We start from the raw sequence: 15,370 nt of genomic DNA on the forward strand, positions 1-15,370 counted from the left end.
TAGATAAGGACTGGGACAGAAGATGGCGAACGACGAAAAGCTCCTCGGCTACCTCAAGAAGGTCACGGCGGACCTGGCGCAGACGCGCCGCCGTCTGCAGGAGGTCGAGACGCAGGAGCAGGACCCGATCGCGATCGTGTCGATCGGGTGCCGGTTCCCCGGCGGGGTCAACTCCGCCGAGGATCTTTGGGATCTCGTCGCGGAAGGCCGTGACGCGATCTCGGAGTTCCCCGAGGACCGCGGCTGGAACGTCGATGAGCTGTACCATCCCGACCCCGACCATCCCGGCACGTCGTACGTGCGCGAGGGTGGTTTCCTTGACGCGGCCGGGGATTTCGACCCCGAGTTCTTCGGGATCTCGCCGCGTGAAGCGCTCGCCATGGACCCGCAGCAGCGGATCATGCTGGAACTGGCTTGGGAAGCGCTCGAAAAGGCCGGCATCGCACCCGAATCCCAGCGGGGCGCGCCGGTCGGTGTGTTCGTCGGTTCCGGTTTCCGTGACTACGAGGGCCTGCTGATCAACGCGCCCGAGGTCGCCGAGGCCTACATGGGCACCGCGGTCGCCGCGTCCGTCCTTTCCGGACGCATCTCGTACGCGCTCGGGCTGGAAGGCCCGACGATCACCGTCGACACCGCCTGCTCGTCGAGCCTGGTCGCGATGCACCTGGCCGCGCAGGCGTTGCGCAAGAAGGAATGCTCGCTCGCGCTGGCCGGCGGTATCGCCATCATGGCCACGCCGGACGGGTTCGTCGCTTTCAGCCGTCAGCGCGGACTGGCGAAGAACGGGCGGTGCAAGCCGTTCTCCGAGTCCGCCGACGGCACCGCCTGGGGTGAAGGTGCCGGTTTCCTCTTGCTGGAGCGGCTTTCCGACGCTCGCAAGAACGGTCACCCGGTGCTCGCCGTGCTGCGCGGCAGCGCGGTCAACTCCGATGGCGCGTCCAACGGCCTCACCGCGCCGAACGGCCCGTCGCAGCAGCGCGTCATCCGGCAGGCGCTGAACGACGCCCGCCTGTCGCCGTCCAATGTGGACGCCGTCGAAGCGCACGGCACCGGCACGACTTTGGGTGACCCGATCGAGGCGCAGGCCGTGCTCGCCACCTACGGCCAGGGCCGGGAGCGGCCGCTGTACCTGGGCTCGATCAAGTCGAACATCGCGCACGCGCAGGCCGCGTCCGGTGTCGGCGGCGTGATCAAGATGATCATGGCCATCCAGCACGGGCTGCTGCCGAAGACCCTGCACTTCACCGAGCCTTCGTCCCATGTGGACTGGAGCGCGGGCAATGTCGAGCTGCTCGCCGAGGCGACGCCTTGGCCCGAGACCGGCGAACCGCGTCGTGCGGGTGTCTCGTCGTTCGGTGTCAGCGGCACGAACTCGCACGTCATCATCGAGCAGGCCCCCGAAGCCGAGGCGGCCGAGACCGTCGCGCCGAGCTGGCCCGCGGACACTCCCGTTCCGCTGCTGCTGTCCGGTCGCAGCGCGGACGCACTCAAAGCCCAGGCCCGCAACCTGCTCGACGTCGAGCAGGACCTGCTCGACACCGCCTTCTCGCTCGCCACCACCAGGTCGCCGCTGACCTATCGCGCGGTCGTGCTCGCCGAGGACGCCGACTCCGCGCGGACCGGCTACGACGCCGTCGCCGCCGGTGAGAAGCGTGCGGGCGTGTTCTCCGGCTTCGCCTCCGAGGGCTTGACCGCGTTCCAGTTCACCGGCCAGGGCGCGCAGCGCGTCGGCATGGGCAAGGAGCTGGCCGCGTTCTCGCCGGTCTTCGCCGAAGCGCTGGACGCGGCGATCGCTGAGCTGGACAAGCATCTCGACCGGCCGCTGCGCGAAGTCATGTGGGGCACCGACGCCGATCTGCTGAGCCAGACCGTCTACACGCAGACCAGCCTGTTCGCGATCGAGGTCGCGCTGTACCGGCTCGTCGAGTCGTGGGGAGTCAAGCCGGACTTCGTCGCCGGGCACTCGATCGGTGAGCTGGCCGCCGCGCACGTCGCCGGTGTGCTCGGCCTCGAAGCCGCCGCCAAGCTGGTGGCCGCGCGTGGCCGTCTGATGAACGCGCTGCCGACCGGTGGCGCGATGGTCGCCGTGCAGGCGACCGAAGAAGAGGTCCTGCCGCTGCTGACCGACGCCGTGAGCATCGGTGCGATCAACGGGCCGCAGTCGGTCGTCGTCTCCGGCGACGAGACCGCCGCGCTGGCCATCAAGGCGCACTTCGAGGGGCTGGGCCGCAAGACCACCCGGCTCAAGGTCAGCCACGCGTTCCACTCGCCGCTGATGGAGCCGATGCTCGACGAGTTCCGCAAGGTCGCGCAGAGCCTTGACTACGGCACCGCGCAGATCCCGGTCGTGTCCAATGTGACCGGTCAGGTCGCCGACGCGCTGGGCGACCCCGAGTACTGGGTGCGCCACGTGCGCGGCGCGGTCCGGTTCGCCGACGGCGTCCGCACGCTGGCCGCCGAGGGGGTGACCAAGTTCTTCGAGCTGGGCCCGGACGGCGTGCTGTCCGGCATGGCCCAGCAGAGCGTCGAAGGCGAGTTCGTCGCCGCGCTCCGCAAGGACCGGCACGAGCCGACCGCGATCCTCACGGCGCTGGGTCAGTTGCACGCCACCGGTGTGCCCGTCGACTGGGCCCAGGTCTTCGAGGGCCGGGGCGCGAAGCGCGTGGAACTGCCCACGTACGCGTTCCAGCGTCAGCGTTTCTGGGTCGAGGCGAAGGCCGGGGCCAGCGACGTCTCGTCGGCCGGGCTGACCTCGACCGATCACCCGCTGCTCGGCGCGGCCGTGCTGCTCGCCGAGTCCGACGGTGTCGTGCTGACCGGACGGTTGTCCGCGAGCACCAACGCCTGGCTGGCCGATCACGTGGTCGGCGGCTCGATCCTGTTCCCGGGCACCGGCTTTGTCGAGTTGTTGACACGGGCCGGTGACCAGGTCGGCTGTGGCCGCATCGAAGAACTCAACCTGCAGGCGCCTTTGGTGCTGCCCGAGAAGGGCGGTGTCCAGGTTCAGGTGGTCGTGGGTGCCCGCGACGCCAACGGATCCCGCTCGATCAGTGTCTACTCGCGACCTGAGGACGCGGGTGACCTGCCGTGGACCCAGCACGCCGACGGTGTGCTCGGCGCGGGTTCGGCCGCCCCGGACTTCGACCTGAAGGCCTGGCCGCCCGCGAAGGCGGAAGCCGTTGACCTGGAAGGCATCTACGAAGGCCTGGCCGAGGCCGGGCTGCAGTACGGCCCGGTGTTCCAGGGCCTCAAGGCGGCTTGGAAGTCCGGCGACGAGGTCTACGCCGAGGTCGAGCTGCCCGAGAAGGCGCACGGTGACGCCGCGAACTTCGGCCTGCACCCGGCCGCGCTCGACTCCGCGCTGCACGCCGTCGCGCTGACCGGGGTCACCGGCGACCGCGCCGCGCTCCCGTTCTCCTGGTCCACTGTTGACCTTCACGCCACCGGCGCGTCCAGCCTGCGTGTGCGGCTGACGCCGCTGCGTGACGGTGTCGTCAAGGTCCGGCTGGCCGACGCGGGTGGCAACCCGGTCGCCACGGTCGACTCGCTGACCCTGCGCTCGATCACCGCCGAGCAGATCGCCGCAGCCAGGTCGAGCTTCCACGACTCGCTGTTCCACCTCCAGTGGGCGCCCGTTCCGGACGTCGCCAACGTGGCGGCTCAGGAAGCCGAGTCGTACACCGTCGGACACGGTACGACGGCCGACGAGGTCAAGGCCGAGACTTACGCCGCGCTCGCCAAGCTGCAGGAATTCCTTGCCACCGAAGGCGAAACCAAGCTGGTCGTGCTGACCAAGGACGCCATCGGCGGCGGCAACCTCGCCGGTGCGGCCGTCTGGGGCCTGGTCCGTTCGGCCCAGAATGAGAACCCCGAGCGGCTCGTACTGGCCGACGGCACCGACGACGTGCAGGCCGTGCTCGCGACCGGTCAGTCGCAGGTCATCGTCCGTGACGGCGTCACCTACGCCGCCAAGCTCGCCCGGGTTTCGAGCGAAGACGCCGAGCCCGCGAGCACCTTCACGGCCGAGGGCACCACGCTGGTCACCGGCGCGTTCGGCACGCTCGGCCGCCTGTTCTCCAAGCACCTGGTCACCGACCACGGCGTGAAGAACCTGCTGCTTGCCAGCCGCCGAGGCGCCGCCGGTGCCGAGGACTTCGTCGCCGAGCTGACCGAGCTGGGTGCGAACGTCGAGGTCGCCGCGGTCGACGCCGCTGACCGCGCCGGGCTCGAAGAAGCCTTGAGCGGCAAGGACATCACGGCGGTCGTGCACATCGCCGGTGTCATCGACGACGGCGTCATCGCCTCGCTCACCCCCGAGCGCGTCGACACCGTCTTCCGCCCCAAGGTCGACGCCGCGCTCAACCTGCACGAACTCACCGGCGACCTGACCGCGTTCGTCGTGTTCTCCAGCGCTTCCGGCGTACTCGGCGCGCCGGGGCAGGGCAACTACGCCGCCGCCAACCACTTCCTCGACGCGCTCGCCGAGCACCGGCGCGCTCAGGGCAAGCCCGCGCAGTCGCTCGCCTGGGGTCTGTGGGCAGGCGGCATGGGCGGCACGCTCGACGACGCCGACAAGTCCCGCATCTCGCGCGGCGGCATGTTCCCGCTCTCGCCCGAAGACGGCACCGCCATGTTCGACGCGGCACTGTCCACAGGGGAGTCCGCGCTCGTCCCGGTCAAGCTCGACATCGCGGGCCTGCGTGCCCAGGGCGACGGCCTGCACGAGTTCTTCCGCGGTCTCGTCCCGGCTCAGCGCCGGTCCGCTGCCGGGGTCAAGGCCGACTCGGACGCGCTCCGCCGTCAGCTCGCCGGGCTGCCCGAGGACGAGTGGGAAGCCGCGCTGCTGACCATGGTCCGCACGCAGGCCGCCGCCGTGCTCGGCTACTCCGGCCCCGAGGCCATCGGCTCGGACCGCGCGTTCAACGAGCTCGGCTTCGACTCGCTCACCGCGGTCGAACTCCGCAACGGCCTCACCGAGGCGACCGGCCTCAAGCTGCCCGCGACGCTCGTCTTCGACTACCCGTCGCCGATCGTCCTCGCGCAGTACCTGCTCGAAGAGGTCTCCGGCAGCGTCGGCGACGTCCCGGCCACGACCGCCGCGGCCATCGCCGACGACGACCCGATCGCCATCGTCTCGATGGCCTGCCGGTACCCCGGTGGCATCGAGTCGCCGGAAGACCTGTGGAAGATGGTCTTCGACGGCCGCGACGTCGTGTCGACGTTCCCCGAGAACCGCGGCTGGGACCTCGACAACGTCTACGACCCCGACGAGACCCGCCCCGACACCAGCTACGTCAACGAGGGCGCTTTCCTTTACGAGGCCGACGAATTCGACCCCGGCTTCTTCGGCATCAGCCCCAACGAGGCACTGCTCATGGACCCGCAGCAGCGTCTGCTGCTCGAAGCGTCCTGGGAGACCTTGGAGCGCGCCGGCATCGACCCGGCCACGCTCAAGGGCAGCTCGACCGGTGTCTTCGCCGGGATGATGTACCACGACTACACCTACAACAGCTCCACCGGCGCGATCGCGTCCGGCCGGGTGTCCTATGTGCTCGGTCTCGAGGGCCCGGCGCTGACCATCGACACCGCGTGTTCGTCGAGCCTGGTCGCGCTGCACCTGGCGATCCAGGCGCTGCGGTCGGGGGAGTGCTCGCTCGCGCTCGCCGGTGGTGTCGCGATCATGGCCACGCCCGAGATCTTCGTCGAGTTCAGCCGTCAGCACGGCCTCGCGAAGAACGGCCGCTGCAAGTCGTTCTCCGCCGACACCGACGGCACCGGCTGGGGTGAAGGCGTCGGCATGCTGCTGGTCGAGCGCCTCTCCGACGCGCGCCGCAACGGGCACCCGGTGCTCGCGATCGTCAAGGGCTCCGCGCTGAACCAGGACGGCGCGTCCAACGGCCTCACCGCGCCGAACGGCCCGTCGCAGCGCCGGGTCATCCGGCAGGCGCTGGCCAACGCCGGCCTGACCACCGCCGACGTCGACATGGTCGACGCGCACGGCACCGGCACCACCCTCGGCGACCCGATCGAGGCGCAGGCGCTGCTCGCCACCTACGGCCAGGGACGGCCGGAGGACCAGCCGCTCTACCTCGGCTCGATCAAGTCGAACATGGGCCACACGCAGGCGGCGGCCGGCGCGGCGAGCATCATCAAGATCGTCCACGCCATCCAGAACGGCATCATGCCGAAGACGCTGCACCTCACCGAGCCGACGCCGGTGGTGGACTGGGACTCGGGCGCGGTCGAGCTGCTCGCCGAGCGCCGCGAATGGCCGGAGCACGGCCGCCCGCGCCGCGCGGCGGTGTCGTCGTTCGGCATCAGCGGCACCAACGCGCACGTCATCATCGAGGAGGCGCCGCGCGTCCCGGCCGAGCCGGAGCGCGAGGTCGAAGAGCGGACCGTGCCGCTGGTGCTCAGCGCCCGTGGCTCCGACGCTTTGAAGGCACAGGCTTCCCGCCTCGCGGACCTGCTGCGCGGCGACGTCGACCCGTACGACGTCGGCTACTCGCTGACCCACACCCGCGCGATCTTCAACCAGCGCGCCGCGATCATCGGTAGCACCCGCGAGGAGCTGATCGAGGGCCTGAACGTCTTCGCCGCCGGTGAGAAGGCCGCGAACGTGGTCAGCGGCTCGACCACCCAGGAAGCCAAGGTCGTCTTCTGCTTCCCAGGCCAGGGTTCGCACTGGCGTGGCATGGCCGTCGAGCTGTACGACGGCGTCCCGGCCTTCGCCGCCAAGCTCGACGAATGCGCGGCCGCGCTGCGGACCCAGACCGACTGGGACCTTCTCGCCGTGCTGCGGCAGGAAGAAGGCACGCCCGACTTCGAACGCGTCGATGTCGTCCAGTCCGCGATCTGGGCGATCCTGATCTCGCTGTCCGCCGCCTGGCGGTCCTTCGGTGTCGAGCCGTCGGCGTTCGTCGGTCACTCGCAGGGTGAGCTGGCCGCGGCCTGCGCGGCGGGCGCACTGTCCCTTGAGGACGGTGCGAAGGTCGTCACCGCGCGTGGCTTGATCTTGAACGAGGCGTTGTCCGGGCACGGCGGCATGATGTCCGTCGCGCTCAGCCAGGACGTCACCCGCGAGCGGATCGCGCGGTTCGGCGGCCGGGTGCAGATCTCGGTGGTCAACAGCCCGACGTCCACTGTGGTCAGTGGCCCGCCCGAGATGCTCAAGTCGTTCTACGACGAGGTCAAGGCCGAGGGTGGCCGCGCGCGGATCATCCCGGTCGACTACGCGTCGCACTCCGACTACGTGGAGCCGGTGCGCGAGCAGCTGCTCGAAGCGCTCGCCGGGCTGACCCCGCGCACGACCGAAATCCCCTTCTACTCCACGGTCGAGGCCGCGCCGATCGACACGGCCACCATGACCGACGAGTACTGGTACGGCAACCTGCGCAACCCGGTCCGCTTCGAGGAGACCACGCGCAAGCTGCTCGACGACGGCTTCACCCTGTTCATCGAGTGCAGCCCCCACCCGGGCCTGCTCGTCGCGGTCAACGAGACCTCCGAAGACGCGGGCGCGCACGCCGGCACGGTCAGCTCGTTGCGCCGCGAGGAAGGCGGACTCCAGCGCTTCTACACCTCGCTGGCCGAGGCGTTCAACAACGGTGCGAAGGTCAACTGGGACAAGGTGTTCCCCGGTGGCCGCCGTGTCGATCTGCCGACGTATGCCTTCCAGCGTCAGCGTTTCTGGATCCCGACGCCGAACAACGGCGGCGACGTCACCACCGTCGGCCTCTCGGCGACCGAGCACGCGCTGCTGCCCGCGGCCGTGCCGCTGGCCGACTCCGACGGCATGGTCTTCTCCGGCCGTCTCGCGCTCGGCATCCAGACCTGGCTCGGCGACCACGCGGTCGGCGACACGGTCCTGTTGCCGGGCACCGGTTTCGTCGAACTCGCCATCCGCGCGGGTGACCAGGTCGGCTGCGGCAGGCTCGAAGAACTCATGCTGCAAGCGCCGCTGGTCCTCCCGGCTCGCGGTGGCATCCAGCTCCAGGCTGTGGTCGGCGCTCCGGACGCTTCCGGCTCCAGGCCGATCAGCATCTACTCGCGGGACGAGAACGCGGCGGCCGACCTGCCGTGGACCCAGCACGCGGTCGGTGTGCTCGGCGCGAGCACGGGTGCGGCGACGTTCGACCTCACCGCGTGGCCGCCTGCCGACGGTGAGCACATCGACCTGACCACGCTGTACGACGACCTCGCCGAGGCCGGGCTCAACTACGGCACGGTGTTCCAGGGCCTCAAGGCCGCCTGGAAGGTCGGTGAAGACGTCTACGCCGAGGTCGCGCTGCCCGACGGCATCAAGGGTGACGGTTTCGGCCTGCACCCGGCGATCCTCGACTCCTCGCTGCACGCGGTCGGCCTGACCAGCGCGATCGGGCAGGAGGCCTCGCTGCCGTTCCTGTTCTCGCGCGTCGAGCTGTTCGCGTCCGGCGCGACCTCGTTGCGGATCAAGGTCACCCCGATCCGCGAGGGTGAGGTCTCGCTGGAGATCGCCGACCCGGCGGGCCGCCCGGTCGCGATGATCGAATCGCTGGTGCTGCGCGCCATCGCGGTCGACCAGATCAACGCCGCCAGGTCCATCGTCGGCGAGTCGCTGTTCCGCATCGAATGGCCGGAGATCCCGGCGACCGACGACGCGGTGTCCTATGTGCACTGGGACTCCGTCGGCGACGACGTGCCCGCGGTGGCCATTGTGGACAGTGTCGGCGGCAACGACGCCGAGTCCGTCCGCACGGCGACTCACCGCGTGCTCGCCTCGCTGCAGAAGTTCCTCGGCGACGACAAGTACGACGAGACCAAGCTCGTGATCCTCACCCAGGGCGCGGTTTCCGCGACCGGCGAAGACGTCACCGACCTGGCGGGTGCCGCGGTCTGGGGCCTCTGCCGGTCCGCGCAGTCGGAGAACCCGGAACGCATCATCCTGGCCGACGCCTACGAGCCGGAGCTGCCGCTGGTGCTGTCCAGCGGTGAGGACCAGGTCGCCGTGCGCGACGGCAAGGTCCACGTCGCCCGCCTCGCCCGCCTCGCTCAAGTCGCGGTCGAACCCGCCGAGCACCCGTCGTTCGCGGGAGAGGGAACGGTGCTGGTCACCGGCGCCACCGGCACGCTCGGCGCGCTGGTCGCCCGGCACCTGGTGACCGAACGCGGTGTCCGGCACCTGGTGCTGACCGGCCGCCGGGGCATGTCGGCCGCCGGGATGCCCGAGCTGGTCGAGGAGCTGACCGGGCTCGGCGCCGAGGTCGAGGTCGCCGCGTGCGACGTCTCGAAGCGCTGCGAGGTCGCCGAGCTGCTCGCGCTCATCCCGATGGAGCACCCGCTCACCGGGATCGTGCACGCGGCCGGTGTGCTCGACGACGGCGTCATCGCCTCGCTCACCCCCGAGCGGATGGACTTCGTGCTGAAGCCCAAGGTCGACGCCGCGCTCAACCTGCACGAACTCACGCAGGAACTGGACATCAAGGCGTTCGTGCTCTTCTCCTCGGCCGGTGGTGTGCTCGGCGCGCCCGGTCAGGGCAACTACGCCGCCGCCAACGCCTTCCTGGACGCGCTCGCCGCGCACCGGGTCGCGAACGGCTTGCCCGCGTCCGCGCTGGCCTGGGGTTTCTGGGACCAGGCCTCGGACATGACCGGCGAACTCGGCGAGGCCGACCGGTCGCGCATGTCGCGCGGCGGCGTGCTGCCACTGTCCTCTGTGGACGGCCTGGAGCTGTTCGACGTGGGCAGCGGCCTGACCGACCCGGCCGTCGTGCCGATCAGGCTCGACTTCAAGGCCATGAGCCTGGGCGAAGGCGTCCCGCCGATCCTGCGCGGACTCATCCGCGTCAGCTCGCGGCGTGCCGTCGAAGCGACCTCGGCGGCCGCGGGCGGGCTCAAGGAGAAGCTGGCCAGGCTCGCGCCGGCGCAGCAGGAGGACTTCCTGCTGGAGCTGGTCCGCACGCAGGCCGCTTCGGTGCTTGGCCACTCCAGCGCCGACGCCGTCGAGCCCGAGCGCGCGTTCCGCGACCTCGGCTTCGACTCGCTGGCCGCGGTCGAGTTCCGCAACCGGTTCACCGAGGTCACCGGCCTCAAGCTGCCCGCGACGCTGGTCTTCGACTACCCGACGCCGGTCGTGCTCGCCCGCTACCTCGCCGGTGAGCTGGCCGGTTCGGGTGAGGAGGCCGCGGCCATCGCGGTCACCAAGGTCAACGACTCCGACCCGATCGCCATCGTCGGCATGAGCTGCCGGTTCCCCGGCGGCGTCAACTCGCCGGCCGAGCTGTGGAAGATGCTCGAAGAGGGCCGCGACCTCGTCGGCGATTTCCCCGGCAACCGAGGCTGGGACCTGGCGAAGCTGTACGACCCCGAGTCCACCCGCGAGGGCACCAGCTACGTCGACCAGGGTGGTTTCCTCTACGACGCCGCCGACTTCGACGCTTCGTTCTTCGGGATCAGCCCGAACGAGGCGCTGATCATGGACCCGCAGCAGCGACTCCTGCTCGAATCCTCTTGGGAGGCCTTGGAAAGCGCGGGCATCGACCCTGGTTCGCTGGCAGGCAGCCAGACCGGCGTGTTCGCGGGCATGATGTTCCACGACTACGCCTACAACAACGCGACCGGTTCGATCGCGTCCGGCCGGATCTCCTACACGCTCGGGCTGGAAGGCCCGGCGGTCACCGTCGACACGGCTTGTTCCAGCTCTTTGGTCGCCCTGCACTGGGCGATCCAGGCGCTGCGGTCCGGTGAATGCAACCTGGCGCTCGCCGGTGGTGTGACGGTGATGGCGACCCCGGCGATGTTCGTCGAGTTCAGCCGCCAGCGTGGCCTCGCGAAGAACGGCCGCTGCAAGTCGTTCTCCGCCGACACCGACGGCACCGGCTGGGCCGAGGGCGTCGGCATGCTCCTGGTTGAACGCCTCTCCGACGCACGCCGCAACGGGCACCCGGTGCTGGCGATCGTCAAGGGCAGCGCGGTCAACCAGGACGGCGCGTCCAACGGCCTCACCGCGCCGAACGGCCCGTCGCAGCGCCGGGTCATCCGGCAGGCGCTGGCCAGCGCGGGGCTCAAGGTGTCCGATGTGGACGCTGTCGAAGCGCACGGCACCGGCACGACCCTGGGTGACCCGATCGAGGCGCAGGCACTGCTCGCGACCTACGGCCAGGACCGCGAAGAGCCGTTGTGGCTCGGGTCGATGAAGTCGAACATGGGTCACGCGCAGGCGGCGGCCGGTGTCGGCGCGGTCATCAAGATGGTCGAGGCGCTGCGCCACGGCGTGCTGCCGAAGACGTTGCACCTCACCGAGCCGACCCCGGTGGTCGACTGGGCGTCGGGCAAGATCGAGCTGATCACCGAGACCCGGCCGTGGCCGGAGACCGGGCGGCCGCGGCGCGCCGGCATCTCGTCGTTCGGCATCAGCGGCACCAACACGCACGTCATCCTGGAGCAGGCGCCCGCGGTCAAGGATCAGCCGCGACCGCGGGGTGTCGACCTGCCCGCGCTGCCGTTCGTGGTCTCCGGCAAGACGCCGGAAGCCCTGCGCTCGCAGGCGACCAACCTCGTGTCCTTTGAGGACGGTGAACTGAGCGACCTCGCGTTCTCGCTGGCGACTCAGCGCGCCGCGTTCGAGCACCGGGCCGTCATCACCGCCGAGAGCCGCGAAGAGCTGGTTCGCGGACTGGTCGCGCTGGCCAACGACGAGACGGTCGCCGGACTGAGCGTCGGGCACGCACGCACGGGCAAGCTCGCGGCGCTGTTCACCGGTCAGGGCTCGCAGCGGATCGGGATGGGCAAAGAGCTTTACGACGCCTTCCCGGTGTTCCGCGGGGCGGTCGACGCGGCCGTCGCCGAGCTGGACAAGCACCTCGACCGGCCGTTGCTCGAGGTCATGTGGGGTGACGACCAGGAGCTCCTGAACCAGACCGTCTACACGCAGGCCGCGCTGTTCACCTTCGAGATGTCGATGTTCCGGCTGATGGAGTCGTTCGGCATCCGGCCGGACTTCCTCGCCGGGCACTCGATCGGCGAGCTGGTCGCGGCCCGTGCGGCCGGGGTGTTCTCGGTCGCAGACATCGCGAAGCTGGTCGCGGCGCGTGGGCGTCTCATGCAGGCACTGCCCACCGGCGGCGCGATGGTCGCGGTGCAGGCGACCGAGGAAGAAGTCCTGCCGCACCTCAGCGCTTCCGTGAGCATCGCGGCGATCAACTCGCCTTCGTCCGTGGTGGTCTCCGGAGACGCCGACGCCGTCTTGGCGATCAAGGCGCACTTCGAAGGCGAAGGTCGCAAGACCACGCAGTTGCAGGTCTCGCACGCGTTCCACTCGCCGCTGATGGAGCCGATGCTCGCCGAGTTCCGCGAGATCGCCGCTTCGCTGAGCTACAGCGCGCCGGAGATCCCGGTCGTCTCGAACGTCACCGGTCAGCTGGCGACCGCCGAAGAACTCGGCGATCCCGAGTACTGGGTGCGCCACGTCCGCGACGCCGTCCGCTTCGCCGATGGGGTCAAGGCGCTCGCAGCCCAAGGGGTCACGCGGTTCCTGGAGGTCGGGCCGGACGGCGTGCTGTCCGGAATGGCTCAGCAGACCGTCGAAGGCGACTTCACCGCGGCCGTCCGCAAGAACCGGCCCGAGGTGCAGACGCTGATCGCGGCGCTCGGTCAGCTGTTCGTGAGCGGCGTTGCCGTCGACTGGGCCGCCTTGTTCGCCGGTCGCGGCGCGCGGCGCGTCGACCTGCCGACCTACGCGTTCCAGCGGCAGACGTTCTGGCTGGCCGAAGAGGTCGGCAAGGGCGGCGACGCGGCCTCGTTCGGCCTCGGCTCGGCGGATCACCCGCTGCTCGGCGCGGCCGTGCAGCTCGCGGACACCGACGGAGTGGTGTTCACCGGGCGGCTTTCGACGCAGACCCAGCCGTGGCTGGCCGATCACGCCGTCGGCGGGGTCGTGCTGTTCCCCGGCACCGGGTTCGTCGAACTCGCGGTCCGCGCCGGCGACCAGGTCGGCTTCGGGGTGCTCGAAGACCTGACGCTCGAAGCGCCGCTGGTGCTGCCGGACGCCGGGGTCGCGATCCAGGTCAGCGTCGGCGCGCCCGACGAGTCCGGTGTGCGGCCGGTGTCGATCCACTCGCAGCAGGACGACGAATGGGTCCGGCACGCGACCGGTGGCTTGGCCGAGGACGCTCCCGCGGCCGACTTCGACCTCTACTCGTGGCCGCCCGCCGGCGCCGAGCCGATCGATCTCGACGGTCTTTACGACGGCCTCGCCGAGGCGGGTTTGGTGTACGGCCCGGCGTTCAGCGGCCTGCGTGCTGCTTGGCGGTCCGGCGAGGACGTCTACGCCGAGGTCTCGCTGCCCGAGGAGGTCGACGGCGCCAGCTACGGCATTCACCCGGCGCTGCTCGACGCTTCACTGCACGCGGTCTCGCTGACTTCCGCCGCCGGTGACGAGCCCGCGCTGCCGTTCGCCTGGTCGCGCGTGGCCTTGCACGCGGCGGGCGCTTCTTCGCTGCGTGTGAAGGTCAGCTCGGCCAAACAGGGTGAGGCGACGCTGCAGGTCGCGGACGCGGCGGGCAACCCGGTCGTTTCCGTGGGCGCCTTGACGTTGCGTGCCTTCTCGGCCGACGCCATCGCTTCGAAGCCGTTCCATGAGTCGCTGTTCCAGCTCGACTGGCCGGTCGTCCCGGCGTCGGTCAACGGGCACGTGCCCGATGTCGTTGTGCTGCAGACGTCTCCGGGCACGAGCGTCGAGTCCGTGCACGCGGCGGCTCACCAGGCGCTGGCGGAGATTCAGGCCTTCCTGGCTTCGGACTCCACGGCCAAGCTGGTCGTGCTCACCCAGGGCGCGGTCGCCCTGCCGGGCGAGGACGTCACGGACCTCGCGGGTGCGGCGGTCTGGGGCCTGACGCGGTCGGCGCAGGCGGAGAACCCGGACCGGATCGTCCTCGCGGACGCCACGTCCGACGACATCGCGCTGGTCATGGCCTCGGCGGAACCGCAGGTCGTGGTGCGCGGCGGGATCGTGCACGCGGCCAGGCTCGCCCGGGTGCCGCGGACCACCGAGGTGGTCGAGCCGGTCACGGCGTTCCCGGCCGACGGCACGGTCCTGGTCACCGGCGCGACCGGCACGCTCGGCAAGCTGTTCGCGAAGCACCTGGTGACCGAGCGCGGTGTCGGCAAGGTGATCCTGACCAGCCGTCGCGGAGCCGCGGCCGCCGGGGTGCCGGAGCTGGTCAGTGAGCTGCAGACGCTGGGCGCGCAGGTGGAGGTCGCCGCGTGCGACGCCGCCGACCGCGCGGCCGTTTCCTCGCTGCTGCAGAGCATTCCGGACCTCACGGGCGTGGTGCACGTGGCCGGTGTGCTCGACGACGGTGTGGTCACGTCGCTGACGCCGGAGCGGATCTCGAACGTCTTCCGCCCCAAGGTCGACGCGGCGCTGAACCTGCACGAACTCACGCGCGAGCTGAAACTGTCGGCCTTCGTGGTGTTCTCCTCGGCGGCCGGTGTGGTCGGCAACGCCGGGCAGGGCAACTACGCGGCGGCCAACGTCTTCCTCGACGCGCTCGCCACGCACCGCCGCGCGCAGGGCCTGCCGGGCCAGTCGCTCGCGTGGGGCATGTGGGCGTCGGAAGGCATGGCGGACACGCTGACCGAGGCCGAGCGCGAGCGCCTGATGACCGAGGGACTGTCCAATGAGGAGGGTCTCGCGCTGTTCGACACGGCCGGGTCCCTTGACCGGCCCGCGGTCGCGGTCATGCACCTGGACGTCAAGGCGCTGGCCAAGACCGAGGGCCTGCCCGAGCTGTTCCGCGGGCTGGTGCGTGCCGCGCCGAAGCGCGCGGCGGCGTCTTCGGCCGGGCTCAAGCAGAAGCTGGCCGGGCTCGACGCGGCCGAGCGCGGGGTCGTGCTGCTGGATCTCGTGCGCTCGCAGGCCGCGGCGATCCTCGGCCACGCCGGGCCGGAGGCGGTCGAGCCGGACCGGGCGTTCAACGAGCTCGGCTTCGACTCGCTGACCGCGGTCGAGTTCCGCAACCAGGTCAACGCGGCGACGGGCCTGCGGCTCCCGCCGACCCTGGTCTTCGACTACCCGAACGCCCAGTCGCTCGCCGAGTACCTCGACGAGGAGCTGGCGCCCGCCGAGTCGGACATCGAGGCCTCCAGCGAGGAGCGCATCCGCCGCATCCTCACCTCGATCCCGTTCGCGCAGCTCCAGGCGTCGGGCGTGATGGACACGCTCCTCGAGCTGGCGGGCGAGAAGCCGGTGGCCGTCGTCGCCGATGACGACGAAGGCGCCGACATCGACGACATGGACACCGACGCACTGATCAACATGGCCCTCTCCGACCTAGACCTCGAAACCACCGACTGAGAAACCCCAGCACCTCGATATGACCCAGGAAGCGTG

The 15,370-nt window shown here is 70.5% G+C and carries 1 protein-coding gene; it reads left to right on the forward strand.

The window, feature by feature from the left end:
• The first annotated feature begins 22 nt into the window (after positions 1–22).
• Positions 23–15,334: an SDR family NAD(P)-dependent oxidoreductase gene (locus AB5J62_RS07585; RefSeq protein WP_370947412.1), complete on the forward strand. Its 15,312-nt coding sequence runs from the start codon at positions 23–25 to the stop codon at positions 15,332–15,334.
• Positions 15,335–15,370 lie beyond the last annotated feature (36 nt).

Source organism: Amycolatopsis sp. cg5, from assembly GCF_041346955.1.
Taxonomy (GTDB): domain Bacteria; phylum Actinomycetota; class Actinomycetes; order Mycobacteriales; family Pseudonocardiaceae; genus Amycolatopsis.